This is a genomic window from Siphonobacter sp. SORGH_AS_0500 (assembly GCF_031453245.1).
In the GTDB taxonomy this organism is placed as follows: Bacteria; Bacteroidota; Bacteroidia; order Cytophagales; family Spirosomataceae; genus Siphonobacter.
Genome location: NZ_JAVIYT010000001.1, coordinates 3,952,245 through 3,972,515 on the forward strand (window position 1 = coordinate 3,952,245; position 20,271 = coordinate 3,972,515).

13 protein-coding genes are annotated in these 20,271 nt (G+C 45.2%); 5 read left to right on the forward strand and 8 right to left on the reverse strand.

The window, feature by feature from the left end; genetic code table 11:
- Positions 1–85: 85 nt before the first annotated feature.
- The 5 genes from QE357_RS16820 to QE357_RS16840 form a co-directional block, all read right to left on the reverse strand.
- Positions 86–1,387, reverse strand: coding sequence for a gluconate:H+ symporter (locus QE357_RS16820; RefSeq protein WP_106637937.1), 1,302 nt, complete (start codon positions 1,385–1,387; stop codon positions 86–88).
- Positions 1,388–1,709: 322 nt separating this feature from the next.
- On the reverse strand, positions 1,710–3,362 hold the full coding sequence (locus QE357_RS16825; RefSeq protein WP_309709867.1) for an alpha-L-fucosidase: 1,653 nt from the start codon (positions 3,360–3,362) through the stop codon (positions 1,710–1,712).
- A 118-nt stretch (positions 3,363–3,480) separates the two neighbouring features.
- Complete coding sequence (locus QE357_RS16830; protein WP_309709869.1) at positions 3,481–5,736, reverse strand: family 20 glycosylhydrolase; 2,256 nt, start codon at positions 5,734–5,736, stop codon at positions 3,481–3,483.
- 87 nt (positions 5,737–5,823) lie between these two features.
- Positions 5,824–7,344 (reverse strand): SusD/RagB family nutrient-binding outer membrane lipoprotein, encoded by a 1,521-nt coding sequence (locus tag QE357_RS16835; protein ID WP_309709874.1) that lies wholly within the window; start codon positions 7,342–7,344, stop codon positions 5,824–5,826.
- A 12-nt stretch (positions 7,345–7,356) separates the two neighbouring features.
- Positions 7,357–10,455 carry a SusC/RagA family TonB-linked outer membrane protein gene (locus QE357_RS16840; protein ID WP_198555296.1) on the reverse strand — a complete coding sequence of 1,033 codons (3,099 nt, stop codon included), beginning with the start codon at positions 10,453–10,455 and terminating at the stop codon, positions 7,357–7,359.
- 323 nt (positions 10,456–10,778) lie between these two features.
- Between QE357_RS16840 and QE357_RS16845 the strand changes: the two genes are divergently transcribed.
- Positions 10,779–11,537 carry a DeoR/GlpR family DNA-binding transcription regulator gene (locus tag QE357_RS16845; RefSeq protein ID WP_106637933.1) on the forward strand — a complete coding sequence of 253 codons (759 nt, stop codon included), beginning with the start codon at positions 10,779–10,781 and terminating at the stop codon, positions 11,535–11,537.
- Positions 11,538–11,722: 185 nt separating this feature from the next.
- Here the strand turns inward: QE357_RS16845 and hpt are convergent, their stop codons facing one another.
- Complete coding sequence (hpt, locus tag QE357_RS16850; protein WP_309709879.1) at positions 11,723–12,253, reverse strand: hypoxanthine phosphoribosyltransferase; 531 nt, start codon at positions 12,251–12,253, stop codon at positions 11,723–11,725.
- Between the two features lie 327 nt (positions 12,254–12,580).
- Here hpt and QE357_RS16855 point away from each other — a divergent pair, with 327 nt between their 5' ends.
- On the forward strand, positions 12,581–13,807 hold the full coding sequence (locus QE357_RS16855) for a tetratricopeptide repeat protein (RefSeq protein ID WP_309709881.1): 1,227 nt from the start codon (positions 12,581–12,583) through the stop codon (positions 13,805–13,807).
- A 27-nt stretch (positions 13,808–13,834) separates the two neighbouring features.
- Positions 13,835–14,503, forward strand: coding sequence for a metallophosphoesterase (locus tag QE357_RS16860; protein ID WP_309709884.1), 669 nt, complete (start codon positions 13,835–13,837; stop codon positions 14,501–14,503).
- Between the two features lie 311 nt (positions 14,504–14,814).
- On the opposite strand, the gene QE357_RS16865 is transcribed toward QE357_RS16860, so the two are convergent.
- Positions 14,815–15,942, reverse strand: coding sequence for a C1 family peptidase (locus QE357_RS16865; protein ID WP_309709887.1), 1,128 nt, complete (start codon positions 15,940–15,942; stop codon positions 14,815–14,817).
- Between the two features lie 277 nt (positions 15,943–16,219).
- Here QE357_RS16865 and QE357_RS16870 point away from each other — a divergent pair, with 277 nt between their 5' ends.
- A complete protein-coding gene (locus tag QE357_RS16870) occupies positions 16,220–18,520 on the forward strand; it encodes a UvrD-helicase domain-containing protein (protein WP_309709890.1) in 2,301 nt (766 codons plus the stop codon).
- Between the two features lie 128 nt (positions 18,521–18,648).
- Here QE357_RS16870 and QE357_RS16875 read toward each other — a convergent pair whose 3' ends face one another.
- Complete coding sequence (locus tag QE357_RS16875; RefSeq protein WP_309709893.1) at positions 18,649–19,233, reverse strand: Crp/Fnr family transcriptional regulator; 585 nt, start codon at positions 19,231–19,233, stop codon at positions 18,649–18,651.
- 154 nt (positions 19,234–19,387) lie between these two features.
- Between QE357_RS16875 and QE357_RS16880 the strand changes: the two genes are divergently transcribed.
- Positions 19,388–20,083 carry a DsbA family oxidoreductase gene (locus QE357_RS16880; protein WP_309709896.1) on the forward strand — a complete coding sequence of 232 codons (696 nt, stop codon included), beginning with the start codon at positions 19,388–19,390 and terminating at the stop codon, positions 20,081–20,083.
- Positions 20,084–20,271 lie beyond the last annotated feature (188 nt).

A 20,271-nucleotide genomic window follows, 5' to 3' on the forward strand; every position in this document is an offset into this window, starting at 1 on the left:
TTGATGTTTTGAGTTTAGGGTTGTGAGTTTTGAGTTCGTTTTTAATAACCCCAAACTCACAACCCTAAACTCAAAACGGCATTTGCTATATGATTTGATTCAAAAGTAATACCCCCACTAAACCTACAATGGCGACGAGGGTTTCCATCATGGACCAGGAACGAATGGTGTCTTTGACGGATAAATTAAAGTATTCTTTGAACATCCAGAACCCCGGATCATTCACGTGCGAAAACATTAAACTTCCCGCTCCGATGGACAATACCATCAGGTTAGGATTAATCGCCTGCTGAGTCATCAACGGAGCGATAATGCCCGCTGCGGTTAGTCCGGCGACCGTAGCTGAACCAATACAGACTCGAATGATGGCTGCAATAAGCCAGCCTAAAAATAACGGTGGCATTTCCAGACTTTGGAGCTGACTGGCAATTTCGGTGCTCAGCCCGCTGTCAGTTAATACCTGCTTTAAGGCTCCCGCTCCACCACTGATTAGGACAATCATGGCGATGTCCTTAACGGCAGTTTCGTAGGTTTTCATGACTCCGGTCATGCTTTTCCCCCGACTGATTCCAAGCGTAAAAGTGGCTACGATTACAGAAATCAACATCACAATCGTCGGGTCTCCGATGAAGCCTAAGACGCCTTCGAAGGGGTTACCCGGATAAAAATGCGACAGCGTGGTCAGGGTTAATAAGCCGACGGGGAGTAACGATGTAAAAAAGCTGCTAAAGCCGCTGGGTAACTCTTCTTCAGGAATAAAACTGGCCTGAAAAGTTACTAATGGCTCTGAATGAATGCCTTTCAGGGTTAAAGCATAAACCGGACCAGCGAGGATAATAGTGGGTACAGCAATGATTAATCCGTATACTAAGGTCAGTCCCATATCCCCGTGAAACTGGCCAACTAAGGCCGCTGGCGAAGGGTGTGGCGGTAAAAACCCATGAGCCACTGACAGGGACGCCAACATAGGCAACCCAATGGCCACGGCGGGCAAACGGTATTGGTACACTACCGAAAAAATCAGTGGCACCATCAACACGAAGCCAACGCCGTAAAACAGAGGAATCCCGATGATAAACCCCGTACAGACTAGTCCCCAGTGAATATATTTTTCGCCGAACAACCCCATCATCACTGAGGCAATTTTCTGAGCGGCTCCGCTTTCGGCCACCAGTTTTCCCAGCATGGCTCCGAGGGCAATGATTAATACCAGCGAACCCAGGGTATCACCAACTCCTTTCTGTATGGATTGTCCGATTTTTATCAGAGGAATACCTAATAACCAGCCCGCTAAAACCGAAACTAGCAGAAAGGCTAAAAAGGGATTGACTTTGGCCCAGACAATAAGTAACACTAGTAAAACAATACAGGCAGCAACACTAAGCATTCGATCCGTTTGCGGTTTTCTGTTTTCAGTGAAAACGTAACCTTTGGTTTTTAAGAGTTAACTATTATCGACACCGCTGCCATCGTGGCCCGGCCAGCTTTTTTGCTGGCAGCACTACTCCATTCCTACCAACTAAGCCTAAGTCCCGGCTTTTGCTGGCAGCGGTTATTTCAAGCTTCCATCGTAGCCCGGCCAGCTTCTTCGCTGGCAACACTACTCCATTCCTACCGACCAAGCCAAATTCCCGGCTTTTGCTGCCAGCGGAAAAGCTGGCAGCGACCTTGATGGCAGCGTTAGGCGGCACCCCAAACCACTAGTTTTGCTATTCGAGACGCAGGGTACTGATCTTCTGAGTATTGCCTTCAATTCGCATGTTGTCCTGATAGACCACCGCCCGGTATTCAATTTCGTTGTATGACTGAATATTACCTTTCACTAATTCCAGCGTCATTTTGCCGGTATTGGTTACGGGATAAATATCCGTTGACTTCCATTTTTCATTGAATTCTTCGTTCAGCGAACTTTGTACGGGACGATACTCGAAGCCAATGCGATACTCTTTTCCTGAACCCATTCTTACGACATCTGCCGTCAATTTCAGGTTACCGTTTTTCAGCTTTTCAGCACTTACCGTACGGAACTGCATGGGCGTCACAGCCGCTTCTACGTTTTTGAGTTTTACTACGATGGGATTAGGCCATTTGTGATTGTTATAAATCCGCTGAGCCCGAACAACTGAGATTTTCAATCCTTCAGGCGTTTGCTCGAAGCGAGCCCGACCATCCACGTTAGGTTTATATTCCACGATATTACCCGTTTGTCCTAATACTGAAACTTCCGTATTCGCCGTTGCTTTTACCGAACGAATCAAGAATTCCCGACGCTCGCCGCGAGGCCAATCGGGCATGTTCGTTAGGTACGCATAAACAGTATTTTCGTCTTTCTTCTTCGTAAACCAAATGTCATTTTCCGTGCGAACAATCCAGGGGCGAACGTTATGCACCGCTTCCTGATTAATGAAATGCCAGGCTCCTATTTCCATCAAACGACCTTCCTGACCTTCGTTCAGATTGCCCCATTGGGTAGGTCCTACATTGAGTAGATAAGAACCCCCTTTTGCCCGTGATTCGATCAGAATGTTCAGTAACTCCGTGCCTGATTTATAGTGTTCGTTGGTAGGCTTGTAATTCCAGGCTGTTCCCATCGTCATGTTGCTTTCCCAGGCCGTCACTAACGTCTCTCCAGGTAAATACTGCTCAGGTGTAGGTAAGGCTCCGCGAGTAATCAGACAGTTCGGCTGGTATTTCCAGACCGTTTCTTTAACCTCTTCTTTCAACACATCACTGTCAATAAAGAACAGGTCTACCGGACCATATTTGGTCATTAATTCCTTCGTCTGTTCCACTACGAATTTCTTGTACTGAGCCTGAAAGGGCTTCGCCTTCTCCCAGTGGTCATCGCGGGTAATGTCTTTCATGCCATTCTTGTAGGCAAAAACAAAATCTTCGGGCGAATAATAAAAACCAACGGCTAGCCCCCACTTCCGACAAGCGTCCACGTATTGCTTTACGATGTCCTTTTTGTAAGGCGTATTCATCACGTTGAAATCCGTGGTTTTGGTGTCCCACATGCAGAATCCGGCGTGGTGTTTGGTCGTGAACATGATGTACTTCATGCCCGCATTTTTTGCCAGCATCACGATCCTTTCAGCATCCCAGTCTTTGGGATTGAAGGTTTGAGGCAGTTCCTTGATGTAACGCTCCACATAATCCGGTGAAGCTCCCACGAGCGAGTGGCTGATGACGACGCCAAGTTGTGTATCCACGTTCCAGTGAATAAACATCCCAAAGCCCACATCTTTCAGCCACTCCTCACGTTCGGGCTTGTTATGGTTGGCACCAAAATTCTCAGTTTCCTGAGCGTAACCAGCCAGGGCAAATAAAAACAGGAAGAGGAAGCAGGATAATCGACGCATTATTAGTTTAGGGTTTAGGGTTTAGAGTTTTGTGTTGGGGATTTGTCAAGGTTACTATTCCGTTTTCTGAATAACTCAAAACTGCATTGGCAGTAACCCTAAACCCAAAACTCTAAACTCAATTCACAATCAGTTCATCCATCAAAAGCCAGGCCTTATTACCGGCTCCATATTCGCCTGCGGGGACAATTCCTTTATTCTCCGCTTTGATTTTGACGAATCGGGCTCTGGTGGGCTGAAACTGTCCTTTGATTTCGTTGATTCCGTTTATTGGGAAGTCTTTGTGCTGATACACTTCCCGGTAATTTTTTCCGTCTTCTGAAACCAGCATGTGCAGGGCCGTGGGTTCCCAAAACCGCTGCCAGTGGTATTTTAAGACGTTGATGCTGATTTCGGAAACCATTTCCGTTTTCTGTAAATCCAGCGTCCACTCAGCATTCTCACCCAAGAATCCTAACCACTCGCCAGTGTTGTAACGAGCCGTTCCCTGAACACCATTGACCGCTACGAGTGAACTGGAGGGAATGAAGTTACCCTTCGGAGCCGTCGCCAGCAAAAGGGGCTTACCTGTGGATTTGGAAATGGTGAATGATTTTTCGAACACCCGGCCCTGCTGAACTTTACCCTGAAAAACCGCCGCTCTGATCGTCTGCGTTTTCGGAATGGATAATGCTGAAGTATAGACCGAACTCGTCGCTTGCGGCTCACTTCCGTCAGTGGTATACCGAATGGTTGCCTGAGGTAAAGTGGTCTTTAACCGAAGCTGAATTTTCCCCGGTGCCGTCACTAAAACGGTGTCCGTAATTTCGTCGAAAACCTTCGCATAGTTTACCTTCAGTCGTTTAAGTAAAGATTCATTTTTCCGTAAGCGTCTTAAAAAATCGGTATACGTTCGTCCCGTTTTCGGTGACCAGGCTATTTCGGCCACGGCCAGTGCCCGTGGAAAAATCATGTATTCGGCTTTGGCATCTGTCGATAAGTATTCACTCCAGACATTTCCCTGAACGCCCAGTAAATACGAGGCCTCTTCCTGAGTTAATGAATCAGGAACGGGTTCGTAACTATAGACCTTACTTAACGGCGTATACCAGGCAGCGGCTACTTGTTCCTGAGGATATAAGGATTGGTAGAAATCGAAGTAGACAAACATTTCGGGTGTCATAATGGCCTTATGCTTCTGACGCATGGCCTCGATACCTCCTTCGGTTCCCCGCCAGCTCATTACGGTCGCTCCGGGCGACAAGCCCCCTTCCAGAATTTCATCCCAACCAATGATTTCACGGTTTTTCGTCAACAGGTATTTCTCCATTCGTTGTATGAAATAACTCTGCAACTCGTGCTCATCTTTCAGCCCTTCGTGCTTCATCCGGGCCTGGCATTTCGGACAGCTTTTCCAGCGGGTCTTCGGACATTCGTCACCACCGATGTGGATGTACTTTGAAGGAAATAACTCGACAACTTCGTCCAGAACATGTTGTAAAAAAGTGAACGTGCTGTCGTTTCCTGCACAATACACGTCATCGAAAATCCCCCAGAAGGTAGCAGCCTGATAAGGCCCGCCCGTGCAACCCAGAGCCGGGAAAGCCGACAACGCCGCCAGTGCGTGACCGGGCATTTCGATTTCGGGAATGATGGTAATGTGGCGTTGGGCCGCATAACGAACGACCTCGCGGACTTCATCCTGCGTGTAATAGCCGCCGTATTTTTTGCCGTCGAAACGGTGAGGAAGTTCGCGTTTATGACCGATCAGCGTCTGACTGCGGAAGGCCGCCGTTTCCTGCAATTGTGGGTAACGCTTGATCTCGATTCGCCAGCCCTGATCGTCCGTCAGGTGCCAGTGAAAGGTGTTGAACTTATACTGAGCCAGCAGATCAATATACTTTTTAATAAAAGGCACCCGGAACCAGTGGCGGCTGACATCCAAGTGCATACCCCGGTACGAAAACCGGGGATAATCCTTAATACTACAGGCTGGTAATCGCAGGTCGGAAGACTGACTAATCAACTGAACGAGCGATTGTACGCCATAGAACAGTCCGGCCTGATCGTGCCCGATCAATTCAATGCTTTTGGGTTGAATTCGCAGGTGATAACCTTCCGGATGGGACACCTTCAGCGAATCAATTTTCAGGGAAATAGAGGCATTTGTAGAGGACACAGGCAAGGTAAATCCGGTCAACGAGCGGATTTGCTCCTGGGTCAGTTTCAGTAAAGCAGCCGGCACACCGGAATCGGACGAAAGTTTCGCTAAGGCCGTAAGCGTGAATTCGCCCGAGTTCCGGTGATAGGCTACCGGTTGAGGAATGAGCCCGCTTTGAGCGAACCCATTTCCAAAACCAATGAAGAAAAGTACTATGGTTACTAGGTATTTCATTCCTGAACTATTCAAATGAGTGAGGCCTCAAGGTAATACGCTGCCTACATTCACTCACTCATTCTATCATTCACTCCTTCAAAATTATTACTGCTTATCTAACCAGATTCGAGTCATAAACTCATTGGTTCCCTGAGCTGCCACTACTTTATAATAGTTTTCAGCGTTCAGGTTTTCTTCCGTTGCGGGGTATAACATTCGTCTGAAAATTTGTCCTCCGGTGATATTACCCGCGTAGTTATTCGGCACCAGAGCGGGGTAACCCGTACGTCTCCAGTTGAGGAATACTTCCTGAGAGTTAGGAAATACGGATACCCAGAACTGCGTATGAATTTGTTCCATCTGAGCCGCCACAGTGCCCGTTTTCAGAGCTTGTGCCGTTACATAAGCATTAATGTTTGCATCAGAGATAACGCCATCGCTACCATACAACGACCACTGACGTAACGCTGCCCGAGTTCCCAAAGCATACAGGTTTGCTGCCGTTTCAGTAGTATACCAACCCCGAAGTGCTGCCTCTGCCAGATAGAAATTTACTTCTGCATTGGTTAATACCAACATCGGAGCACTTAACTTCAGAAGCGTATTCTGGTTAGGCTCTGAGTAGGTCACGAAATCGCTAGGTTTTGTGTTGGCAATGTTGTGAGCCATACCTTTCTGAATGGAGGGGTCATTACTGGCTTTTCCATTCACGTATACCACGGAAATTACGGGTAGACGCGGATCATTCGTTGCTTTCAGGTAATCAATAAAAACCTTATCGTACTTGCCCCCTTCAGGGTTACTATTACCATTAGCCAGGATATAATCACTGTTCAACATCCAGTAGGCCAACGGATTTTGATTAATGATCTGTCCAGAAGCCAGATACGAGATTTTAGCCAGATCCGCATCATCACGAATAACGCCACCTGCAATCGCCTTCTTCACCCAGGTCTCAGCCAGCGTACTATTGGCTTTAGTCATTCGCATACCCATGCGTAACATCAGAGAGTACGCAAATTTTTTCCACTTCGTCAGGTCTCCACCATAAATCATATCGGCAGCACCAAACGTCGTCTTCGTCGCATCAAACATGCCTACTGCTGTTTCTAACTGAGCCAGAAGATCGGTGTAGATGCTTTGTTGTGAATCGTAAATGGGCTTGTAATTACTCGATACGTAACCAAGAGCAGCCTCTTTATAAGGAATATCACCGTATAAGTCGGTAACTTTTGAGAAACAGTACACCTGCCAGATTTTAGCAATAGCCAGTTTATTAACTAGAGCTGGATCTTTCTCAAAAGCTCGTACGATTTCGCCCATTTCATTGAGCTCTTTCGTATAGGCACTACTAAATACCGCATAGGGGGCCGTTCCCTGATTGAAAATGTATTTAGAGCCCCAACCTGCCACGTCATTGTAGCTGGTCGTGTATTGCATGGTGCCTTGTAAACCCGTGATCATGTTTCCTACGGCATCATACTGAGCTTTCGTGAATACATAATCTCCGTTGATCGTACTGGAAGCATCCGGGTTGGTATTCAAGGCCTCAAAGCCTTTGTCGCAGCTTTGCAATGCGGTCAATACCAGTAAACAGGCATATATTTTATAGAATCTTTTTTTCATCGTAGTCGGTAATTAGAATTTCAAGAGAAGATTCAAACCATAACTTCTGGTTCTGGGCAAGCCAATCGATTCAAAACCTTGGTTCGAACTGTTCGTAAAGCTTTGCTCAGGGTCAAAATTGTCCGTGTTTTTATACAGCGTCAGAATATTCCGTGAAACAAATGAGATACTGGCTGACTGAAGTTTCAGGAGTTTGAAGTTTTTTACCGGAATGTTGTAGCTCACCATGGCCTGACGAAGCTTAACAAAGCTGGCATCATGCAGGAAGAGTTCCGTGTAATTTTTATCATTGTCATAATAAGGACGCAGATTTTCCTTAGCAATCGTCTTCGTAAAGGCATCTCCACTTGCCGTCACACCCGTTACCGTCAAGCCATTTTCACGACCGTCAAGGGTTCTTTTCAGTTTACCCATTCGGTTCGCATATACCTCTAATACAGAGAAGATTTTGTTACCAAACTTACCATCAAGGAGGAAGTTAAACGAGAAGTTTTTGTAATGAAATTCGTTAGTTAATCCCATCGTTAACGGAGGTACCCCTTTGCCTAATTCATGCAGATTTGATTTTAAAGCATAACCCGTCGTTGGATCGTAGATAATGTTACCATTCGCATCCCGCTGACGAGTCGTACCCACGATTGTTCCGTACGAACGGCCTTCAATCGAGTTGATGTAAGCCCAGTTTCCTACCGATGTAGCCATTTGTAAAGACGTAATACCATCCGCCAGTTTGATTACTTTACTGTCGTTATAGGCTACGTTATAGCTGATGTCCCAACCGAAATTTTTCCGACGAATAGGGCTATACGTTACTAAGGCTTCAATACCCTTGTTACTCATCTTACCTACGTTCATGTACACCGAATTATAGCCAGATGTTTCGCTAATGCTCGTCTGCACGATGTCGTTGGTAGTAGAACGGTTATAATACGTCAGGTCTAACCCTACCCGGCGGTTCAGGAATTGTAAGTCAACCCCCACTTCATAAGTGGTAGAAGTCAAAGGTTTCAGCCCTGCATTGGTAATAGCCGTACTGGTTACGTTCTGCAAGGGTTGTCCTGAACTAGGTACCATTGAATACGTCAGATTAATGGCATAAGGATCAGGCGTAGCCCCTCCTACCTGAGCCCAGGAAGCCCGAATCTTGGCAAAGTCAATCGCCCGGGGTAATTCTACTGCCTGCGACAGAACGAAGCTACCACCAATGGATGGGTAAAAAATAGAGTTGTTTTTAGGACTCAAGGTAGAGAACCAATCCTGACGACCCGTCATGGTTAAGAACGCAATGCCTTTGTAATCTAAATCTAATGATCCAAATACCGAGTTCGTACGTACTCTCTGATTCAGCGGAGTAGTAGTGATCGTTCTTAAGTTCGTAGAGCTGTAGAAGTAAGGAAGTACGTAGTTACTACCCGCAATATTGATTTGGTTGTAGTTATAATCACGACGGTTTGCTCCAACGAGAGCCGACAGACCAATAGTAGAAGCAATCTTGGTATTATAGTTTGCCGTTACCATTGCATTGGTTTCGCTTACGTCGGTCTTCAGTTCGTTATACTCGCCGTTAGGAACGTATAAAGTTCCAGTCGGAAGGATGTATTTATACTGATAGTTGAAGAAGTCGCGGCTAACCGTTCCCTTCACATACAGGTTATCCAGGATGTTGTAAGTCAAACCAAACTGACCGATAAAACGGTTCTTCGTATCGTTCTGCTTGTATTTATTGATAACGAAGTAGCTATTGGAAGCAATGGAAGCATCATTCCAGGCAATTTCATTATTGTTTGCATCATACCCTGGAGCCAGCCAGCGAATGTCTGAGGTATTACCAATCATATAAGGAGTCCAGTTGGGATTTCCCAAAGCATCCCCCGCCCCCGTTTTATTGTTGTTAGCTTCGATGGTGTATTGAGCCAAGGCCTCTACCGCAATTTTAGGTCCAAATCGGCCATTCAAGTTCAGGTTACCCGTTTTACGATTATAAGTCTGCGTTGGCAATATGCCTTTAGCGTCCAGGTCAGATACGGAGAATCGATAGTTAACATTCTCATTTCCACCATTGACGGCTAACGTATTAGTAAAAGTCTTACCCGTCTGATAGAAGTTTTTCAGGTTATTCCGCTGGGCAACGTAAGGATGAGTTAAGCCATCAGCGGCAACGAAATCAGAACCATCAATTTTAGCACCCCAGGAACGACGACCCCAGGCAATGCCCTGAGCCTGCGTAGTTGGTTTTGCTGCTCCGTCTCCTTGTCCGTATTCGTACTGCCAATCAGGCACAACGGCGATGCTTTCTGTGGTGAACGTTGAATTGAAGTCGACACCAATGCCTTTTTGAGCACGCCCTTTCTTGGTGGTAATCAAGATAACCCCGTTAGCAGCCCGTGAGCCGTATAAAGCAGCCGCAGTACCACCTTTCAAAACACTCATGCTTTCAATATCGTCGGGGTTAATTCCGCCAATCCCATCGCCGCGGTCCACGTTACCCTGCCCACCGTTGGCTGTCGCACTTCCACCAGGAGTAGTGTTATCAATCGGCATCCCGTTAATTACATAAAGGGGCTGGTTCGCTCCCGTTAATGAACCATTCCCACGAATAATAATACGGCTCGACCCGCCAGGTCCTGTCGAAAGACCCGTAGCATTCACCCCGGCAATTTTACCAGAAAGGGCATTGGCTACGTTGTTTTCACGAGCCTGGGTAAACTCAGAGCCTTTTACTTCCGTTACCGAATAAGCCAGAGCTTTTTTATCCCGCTGGATACCTAAGGCCGTTACGACTACTTCGTTCAGGCTTTTGGTATCTTCTTTCATGGCCACTTCCAGATTCGTCCGTCCGCCAACGGCTACTTCTTGTGACAGAAATCCTACATAAGAGAATACTAATGTTGCATTTTCAGCCGCCATCAGGGTAAACTGTCCCTGAGCGTCAGTAACAGTTCCTTTGGTAGAACCTTTCTCGACAACCGTAACGCCGGGTAACGGAGCTCCGTCACCAGCATTGGTTACTTTTCCGGTGATAGTCTGGGCTATCGCAGGAATTCCGATGAGCCAGAAGAAAGCAAAGAGCCTTCCGAAACGGCCAGGAAAACAGGAGGGTAGAATTTTCATAGAAGTACAGGATAAGGATTTTCCAAATGGACTTGCCAGGTTAATCCGCATAACTTGCAAGCTATTTGCATTTTTTGCGAAATATAGGCACTTATTTATCGACTTTGCAAATAAAATTTTACAAAATGACCATTATCATGCATTATCAACCATAAAATATTACTTTTACAGCATTATTAATTGCAAAATATGCATTTTTAGATATATTACGATACTATTAATGCTTTTTAAGATTCAGGAATTTCACTAGTAGCCAGCAAACGGTAGCCACTCCCTGCTGATTTTTTTTACCTTTGTTTATTCAACAGTAATCCACTTAACGAATGTCAGTCGTTTTCTTAAAAGAAGACCGTAAGGATCTGATTATAAACCAAGTGAACCTTCATACCCGTATCACCCTTACGGATTTAGCCAATACCCTTAATGTTTCGGAGGATACCATTCGCCGGGATATTAATGACCTGGCCGACGAGGGAAAATTGATTAAAATACGGGGTGGAGCGATGTCTAAGGCTTATCACTACTCTTCGCAACCCGTAGAGAGTTACGCCCATGACAGCAAAAAACTCATTGCAGAAAAAGCAGTTTCCTTATTAAAAGACGGAATGCTGGTTTTGATGGGCGGTGGTACGACCATTCGGGAGTTTATCAAGATGATCCCGAATGAGCTGAAAGCTACTTTCCTAACGGTCAATCCATTAACAGCCGTAGAATTACTGGATAAGCCAAATCTGGAAATTATAATGATTGGCGGCCCCATTTCCCGCTACAGCCAGATGGCCGTGGGCGGCGACGTATATCAACGGTTGTCAGAGATTCGCGTAGACCTGTGTATCATGGGAACCAACGCATTAGACGCTAAAGAAGGGCTAACCGATTCAAACTGGGAAACAGTACAGGCCAAGAAAGCCATGATTCGTGCCTCCGAAAAGATTGCAATTCTTGCAATATCTGAGAAAATGAACAGTGTTATGTCCATGAAAGTGGCAGATCTGCGAGAAATCGATTACCTGGTTACCGAACTTTCGCCCGAATCCAGTCTTCTGGCTCCTTACCAAACGGGCAAGACGCTGGTGATTTAGTTGTTAGTGATTAGTTGTTCGTTTTAGAGATAAAATGACATCGCATTACGTACTTTTTAACAACCAGCAACCAATGACTAACAACTCTCATTACCATTTGCTTTATAACAAAAGTGGCCTGTGAAACCAATCACAGACCACAGTAAAGTTCCTAACAACCCTCAACCCATCACTAACCACTCTATCTACTCCGCCAGTTGATAAATACAGGGCAGGTTCCGGCCAAGACCGTCGTAATCCAGTCCGTAGCCCAGCACGAACTTATTTTCAATCGCAAAGCCTACATACTTCAATGTTACCGGAATGCGGGTCGCTTCGGGCTTGTGAAGCATTGTTGCAATTTCAATGGACCGGGGCTTTTTCGCCGTTACCTGACCCAGTAACTCAGCCATGGTATGACCCGTATCTACGATGTCTTCGATAATAATCACATCACGACCGCTGATTTCTTCGCTTAAACCCAGGATCTGCTTCACTTTTCCCGTCGTGCCTGTACCTTCGTAAGAATTAAGGCGAATGAACGTAATTTCGCAATCGATCCTGATGTTTTTCATCAATTCGGCCACAAACAGAAACGAGCCATTCAGCACGGCAATCAATAAGGGACACCGCCCCGCATAATCGTGATCAATCTGCTCGGCTAGCTTCGCAATTCGTGCTTCCAGCGTTTCCTGATCAATAAAAATGTCAAAATGTTTATCGTGAATCTGTATCACTTGAGTTGGGATTAGGGAAGTACGTTTCAGGTTTGCTTTCGTTTGAAAGTTTGAGTACATAAAGACTGCCTTTCCACGGGGCAAACAAGAATTACTTCAGGGAGAAACCAATAAAACCGTACGCTTTCCTTTACCTGAAGGCTCGCTGATCTTCAAAGGAAAAGTCAATTTTTCATTCATTGAAAACCCAAAATTAGCTTTCCTATCTTTGTAAGTGTCAAAACGAAAAAAATTCAGATTAAATTTAAACGACTTTTTAATAATTGCCGTTGATCTTACCACAGCTACTCTGTAACGTACAATCCCGTGAGAGCTTTTTTCAAAGCCATGAAAATCAATTTAGTAACCTTTTTCTTAGTCCTAATTACCCTTACTTCTTCGGCACAATCCTGGTTTGAAACGGCGGAGAAAAATGAGCAGGCCCGCTCGGGTGGAATGCTCCTGAAACGCACCGAAGTGCAGATCGAAGCGACCGACGCGATTAACGCTATGTATAACTATAACTTTCCAGAAGCTCTGAAGGAGTTTGGTTACCTGCGGGCTCGTTACCCTGAGCATCCGCTCCCCTATTTCCTGTTTGGCTTGGCAGAATGGTGGAAAATCGTTCCGAACACGGATAACGATATGTACGATGCGAAGTGCGAGTTATTCATGGACGAAGCCATTGAAAAAGCCGAAAAATTGTATGATCAGGGTGGGAATCAGGAAATTGAAGCCAGTTTCTTTCTAGCCGCCTCGTATGCCTTCAAATCCCGAATGTACGCTGAGCGGAAAAAATGGCTTAAAGCGAGTAATGCCGGAAAAAACGCATTGAAGTATTTTGAAAAATGTAAAGGTCACGAAGATTTTTCTCCCGAAATGGCCTTCGGCGACGGTCTGTATAATTATTACCGACAATGGGTACCGGAAAATTACTCGGCTTTAAAACCCATTTTCTGGTTTTTCCACGAGGGTGATAAGAAAAAAGGAATCGGTCAGTTGGAATGGGTTTCCCGCAATGCCTTTTACAGCCGAACGGAAGCTCAATACTTTTTACTTCAGATTTATGCTTCTGAAAATCAGCACGAAAAGGGGTATCAGTTGGCTCGTTACCTGCACATCACCTATCCCTGGAATCCCTATTTTCACCGCATGTATGCCCGCGAATGTTTCGTAACGGGGCATATTAACGAAGCCGATGTGGCATCGAAAGCCATCCTGGAACGCTATGACAACCGTCAGTTTGGCTACGAGCCTGTCAGTGGTCGTTACGCCGCGTATATTCTGGCGTATTACAATCACTTTTTTTATCATAATATTCCGGCAGCAAAAGAGTATTACAAACGCACAATTGCTTTTGCGGAAATGAATGGAGCTACCGAATCGGGTTACCATACGTCGGCTCTCTTGAACCTCGGAAAAATTGCTGATGGCGAAGGAAATCTGGAGGAAGCGAAGCAGTATTACGAAAAAGTGATCCGTTTTGCGGACAAGAAAACGTCTCAGCGAGCCGAGGCAAAAAAATTGCTGGACAATAATCGCAAACGCCAGAAAGAGCAACGCAAAAAGAAGTAGTGGAACATCCTTTTCTACTATGCTTTCATGAATGTATTAGCGATTGGTGATATTCACGGACGAACCAACTGGCAGCAAGCCCCAATAGCCGCAGCGGATAAGGTCATTTTCATGGGCGATTACGTTGATTCCAAAGAGTTTTCGGATGAACAGACGGATGAGGTTTTAAAGCAAATTGTAGCTTTAAAAGAAGCTGAACCGGAGAAGTTTGTGCTGTTACTGGGAAATCACGACGTGGCTTATTTGCATTATCCAGAACATCCCTGCTCGGGTTTTCGGTTTTACATGCAAAAGAAATGGACGGCTTTTTACCGGGAGCATCAGTCGGCTTTTCAGGTCGCTTACCAGCTTGATCATTATTTGTTTACGCACGCGGGGGTATCCCGTCTCTGGGCCCGTAAGCATGGTATTAAAGGCGACCATTTAGCAGATACCTTGAATGCCTTACAGGAAACGGCTGCTGGTCGGGAAGCCTTGTTTGAGTGCGGAGCCATTCGCGGCGGAAATCCGGGTGCTACGGGCGGGCTAGTCTGGGCCGATCAGCGGGAGACGGCAGGGCATTATATATCAGGTTTTCACCAGATTGTCGGTCATACACCCTTACCCGAAATTCGGAAATACGGAGACGAAGAAAGTTCGATTACTTATATCGATGTATTAGGAAAAACGGTTGACTTCTGGGAACGAACATTTTAAGGGGTAAGTGGTTGTTAGCGGCTGCGGTTGTTAGTTGTTTATCAAATAAATTTATTCCTCAAAAAAGTCTCTAATTTACCGCTGCCAGCGGCATAAGCGAACTACCTCTTCAGCAAAACTGAATGTGTTTGGCTGGCAGCAAGCAGTACAAAAGATATATCTTACTAATACCTCATTCAAAAAAAGGAACAAAATCATCGGATTTTGTTCCTTTTAAGTTTTTGTAATAAGAGAATAATATACTTTTTGTTATAAAATGTTGACTATCAATCGAACCACTGACAACCGTAGCGGCAATTGCTATCAACTATTTATTCTGAAAGATTCACTTTGCTTTTGATAGCCTCGGGCAAGGACGCTTTCGGCAGAATAACATTGATGGTATTCAGGTCAAAATAGGGTTCAGAAACGTAGATGTATCCTTTGTAGGGTCCTGTTTTGTCACCCCATGAATTCTTCACTAAATAGAAATTCTTTCCCGTTGCGTTAGTGCCCATTCCGGCAATTTGCATGAGGTGGTCGTCCACGGTAATCTGACTGTCGAATAACTGCTGACGAAACGACTGATCAATTTTTTTCTCGCTCACATCCGGCGAATCGGCTTTGTCACTTTTATCAATTACGGCTACCGCAAAACCTTTGTCTTGTTTGAAGCCCAGATTACTAATATCAGCATCCCACATGATGGTATACCCCTGACTGAGCGACTGTTTTACTGCGGCAGTTAAGTCTTCCAGCGGTACGTTCAGGTAACGTTGGTTAGCCCAGTTATCGGGAATTTCCAGTACGAAAGACTTGTAAAAAGGATGATGCGTAAAGCTGGTCAGGCTAACGTAATCGTTAGGATTAAACTGCAATACCTGATCCGCAAATTCGCGGGGCGTATAGGTTTTTCCTTTATAGTCAAATGAGGCAGGCACTGTTCCGAATTTTTCATCCAGAATCTTCGTATAGCCCTCTTCCCAGTTCGGGTCAATGGGTGACTTTTTCATGACCTCTGCCAGATAGGCTTTCAAATCTTTTACCAGTTTCCCATGGCTATGATTCGTCTCGCCGTTTTTCAAACCGGAATACATCGATTCGGGAACGGCACCGTATAAAGTAATGGCGTTCAGCACATCGTGACCCAGCCCCCCTTCATCAAACTGAGCTTTTCCCTGCCGACGCACGTAATTACGAGCTTTTTCAAGGTAAATATTCCGAACGGTAAACATCTCCGAAATATCAAATTCGCCGAGATTTTTCCGCAGACACTCCGATTCGATCATTGCTGTTGACGAAAAGCACCAGCAAGTACCTGTTCCTCCCTGATTTTTAACGGAAGTTACCTGAGACTGTTGAGTAGTTCTCAGCCCCAACTCAGGTGACTGAGCGAAGGCAGTGAAGGAGGTTATGGAAAGAAAACCTACGCTGAACAGGGTTCGTGTATAATGAGTCATGGCATTGATCGCTAAGAATTGGCAGGTAATTTCGAAATTTTTCACCAGCCGGGCAACCCTTCACGTATATTCCGCATTTCGCCCTGTGTAAAGCAACCACCCATGCATCTATCTGATCTGCTGGCCCGTTGCAGGGCTCACAATGCCAGACGTTATTCCATCAATCTTCAAATCCCATTACTTTAAGAGATACTTCCATAGCCCCCAACAATTTATTATCTTTGACTATGCTTTCAGGGAACGGACTTAGTTCGTTCCCTCTTTTTTCCTTATTGCCATGTTCGAAGATATCACAAAAGGCCTTAATGAGCCTCAGGCTCAGGCTGTTTTACATACCGAAGGCCCCCTGATGATTATTGCCGGAGCAGGTTCGGGCAAGACTCGGGTACTTACCCAGCGTACGGCTCATCTCATCAAAAAGGGGGTGGATCCTTTTTCCATTCTACTCCTGACCTTCACCAACAAAGCCGCCGGAGAAATGCGGGCCCGGATTGAAAAGGTAGTAGGAACCGGAGCTCGGGGCATCTGGATGGGTACGTTCCACAGTGTCTTCGCGAAGATTCTGCGTTTTGAAGCGAAGTCGCTGGGTTATACCTCCGACTTTTCAATTTATGATACAGATGACTCCAAGTCCTTGCTCAAATCCATTATTAAGGAACGGGGGCTGGATGATAAAATTTATAAACCTAACGTCGTTTTTAACCGAATTTCCGGGGCCAAAAACCGGCTGGTTTCGGCGGATGCCTACATCGCTGATCCTATTATTCAGGCGGATGACGCGGCAGCCCGCTTGCCCGAAATCGGTCGGTTGTATAAGTTATACGTAGATCGTTGCTTCAAGGCCAATGCCATGGACTTTGACGATCTGTTATTCAATACCAATGTTCTCTTTCGGGATTTTCCGGAGGTGCTTAATAAGTATCAGCACCGTTACAAGTACGTAATGGTGGACGAGTTTCAGGATACCAACGTTTCTCAATACCTGATTACCCGGAAACTAGCGGCCATTCATGAGAATATCTGCGTGGTGGGTGACGATGCCCAGTCAATCTATGCCTTCCGGGGAGCCAACATTCAGAACATTCTCAACTTTGAGAAAGATTACCCGGATCTGACTACGATTCGTCTGGAACAGAACTATCGTTCGACGAAAATTATTGTTGAAGCAGCGAACTCGGTCATTGCCCGTAACAAACGGCAGTTACGCAAGGAAGTTTTCACAGAAAATGAAAACGGTAATCTCATCGAGGTTATTAAAGCCGCTTCCGACGTAGAGGAAGGTCGATTGGTAGCCACATCCCTGTTCGAAGAAAAACTGAATCACGGCCTCAGTAACAACGATTTCGCGATTCTCTACCGCACTAACTCGCAGTCGCGTTCGTTCGAGGAATCGCTTCGCAAACTGAATATCAAATACCGGATTGTCGGTGGATTATCCTTCTACCAGCGTCGGGAAATCAAGGACTTACTGGCCTATCTTCGCTTCACGCTCAACCAGAGTGACGAAGAAGCCTTCAAACGAATCATTAATCTGCCCAAACGTGGCATCGGCGATCAGACCATTGCAAAAATTGCCGTTACCGCTGCCGAACAGGCTATTCCAGTTTGGGAAGTTGTCGCTAATATTCAGCAGTATAACACGGGCCGTTCGGGCTCGGCTATTGAAGGCTTCGCCGATCTAATTAAGTCATTTAAGTTGCTCATTGATACCAAGGATGCTTACGAAGTGGCTAGTCACGTCGCGAAAGCATCGGGCGTGTTGAAGGAGTTATATGATGATAAAACCGTCGAAGGGCTCAGCCGTTACGAAAACGTACAGGAATTATTGAACTCCATTAAACAGTTTGTAGACAATCCCGAAAACGAAGATAAATCGCTCGGAGCGTTCCTACAGACCGTTTCTTTGTTAACCAATGCTGATCAGGAAGACGAGGACGGTGATAGCGATCGGGTAACGCTGATGACCATTCACCAGGCGAAAGGACTGGAATACAAAGTCGTTTACATTGTTGGTTTAGAGGAAGATTTATTTCCCAGCCAGATGATGTTACAGTCAAGCGAGGATCTGGAAGAAGAGCGGCGTTTGTTTTACGTAGCGATCACCCGGGCCGAAAAACGTCTGTATCTGAGTTATGCTGAAACCCGCTACCAATACGGTCGACTGAAACCCTGTGAGCCTAGCCGGTTCATGGATGAAATTGATGAAAAATACGTTCGCATCAGTCGGCAGGCCGCTCGGCGTATGGCCGAGGCTCAGCGAAATTCCGATCGCCCAACCCCAGCAGCTTTCCTTCGGAATGTAGCCAATCGGGCGGCTCAGAACGGGGGTTCTCAGGCTAAAACACCTCCTACCCGTTCTAATACGCCTATTTCAACGCACGTACCGAGCAGTGATTTTAAAGCTTCAGATCCTAGAAAGCTAGCTTCTGGTCAGCGGGTAGAACATCAAAAATTCGGCTTTGGCATAGTAAAATTAATTTCCAACGATCAGAACGGAGCGAAGGCCGTCATTCAGTTTGATAGTCAGGGAGAGAAAACGTTATTACTCAGCTTCGCTAAACTGCGAATTGTAGAATAAAAAAACACGGGAGGCCGCCACCTCTCGTGTTCAAAAAAGCTTTTCTTTACAAAAAAGCCAGGCACAAAAATGAGCATTTCTTCAGAGTAAATTTCTGATTATTGTCAGAAAAGTGCCAATTTTCAATTTCAGGGAAGCATCGTCCGCTTACGAATTCGACTTAAGCTATCAGGATGAATACCCAGATAAGAAGCCATGTCTTTAATAGGTATTTGTTGAACAATATTGGGTGATTCGTTCAACAAGCTTTCATAATTTTCTTCTGCTGTCATGGTTAACATTTTGATTTCTTTCTGAAGTTTGTCAACCAGACGATTTTCAATCAGTCGACGCACCAGCCTTTCCGCGGAATCGGAACCCTCTAGCCACTGCCGCATTGCTCCAAGGGGTAAACGAATCACCGTGCTAGGTACTAAGGTTTGTATACATAAGGTAGAAGGCTTCTGGGTGGAAAGCGAGATAAAAGAGCTAAATGCCTGCTTTTCAAAAATGAAGTCCAGACAAACTTCACGGTCATTTTTTTCTGTAAATAGGCGAACCAGCCCTTTTTCTAGAAAATACATGTATTGTTCCATCTGCCCGTATTCCAGAATAATTTCCTTCTTTTTGAACGTCACCCTCTGCAAATGGGTAGCTAAAAAAATCCAGTCTTCTTGAGAAAGCTCATACGTGGAATTAAGCATTTCTTCCAGCCAGGCGGGTACAGTAATCATATAATTAGCGGGTATGGATAAGGTTTTCCGTTGGGGTGAACTAGATACCAAGTTATGCGATTAATCGGAATTATTTTCAGCACTAATAAGTTAAGAAATTAGTCTAAAATTATTTTGTGTAACGGCATATATTTAAAAAATAAACAAACCGATTATGGCTCTTCCTATTCGTATTGATATTGTCTCTGATGTTGTTTGTCCTTGGTGTTATATTGGAAAAAGAAGGCTGGAGTCAGCCTTACAAACCCTGGGCGAAGAGGTAAAGGCAGAAATTGTTTATCACCCTTACGAACTTGATCCGAGTGTTCCTAAACAAGGTATTTCTTTTTCAGAACACATGGAAAAGAAATTCGGTCCGGGACGCTCCGAAAGTATGTTTCAACGCGTAGAACAGGTTGCCAATGAAGTAGGTCTTGATTTTGATTTCAGTCAGCTTCCTAAAGCCATTTCAACGTTTGATCTGCACCGTTTATTAACCGTAGCATACGAACGCGGCAATCAGGCAGAAACCAAAGAAGCTTTATTGAAAGCCTATTTTGTAGACCGAATTGATTTAACCCAGGAAGCCGTTTTATTACAGGTGCTGGAGTCGGCGGGTTGGGACAAAAAAGAAGCCCTGGAGATTTTAAAATCAGACATCGCCCGTGATTCTGTAGAACAGGAAATGGATTATTTTCGTCAGTTAGGCGTGACAGGGGTTCCTTTTTTTATTCTCAATAATAAATACGCTTTATCAGGGGCTCAGCCCAGCGAAACGTTCGTAAATGCCCTACGGCAGGTAATCGAAGAGTCTAAACCACAAGTTATTGCTCAGGCTGATAGCTGTGATTTAGGTTCAGGTGAATGTTAATCATTTGGTTAGTTATTCATTCATAAATACCCTCCTTATAAAATCACTATTTGTTTTATAAGGAGGGTATTGCTTTTAGAGGATCAGCATTGCCCCTTTCTATACCAACGGAAGTATAACCCTTTCATCGATGGCCTAAAGATTTGGTAGAACCTATAATCTGCATGAGTAAACCAGCTTTTTCGATC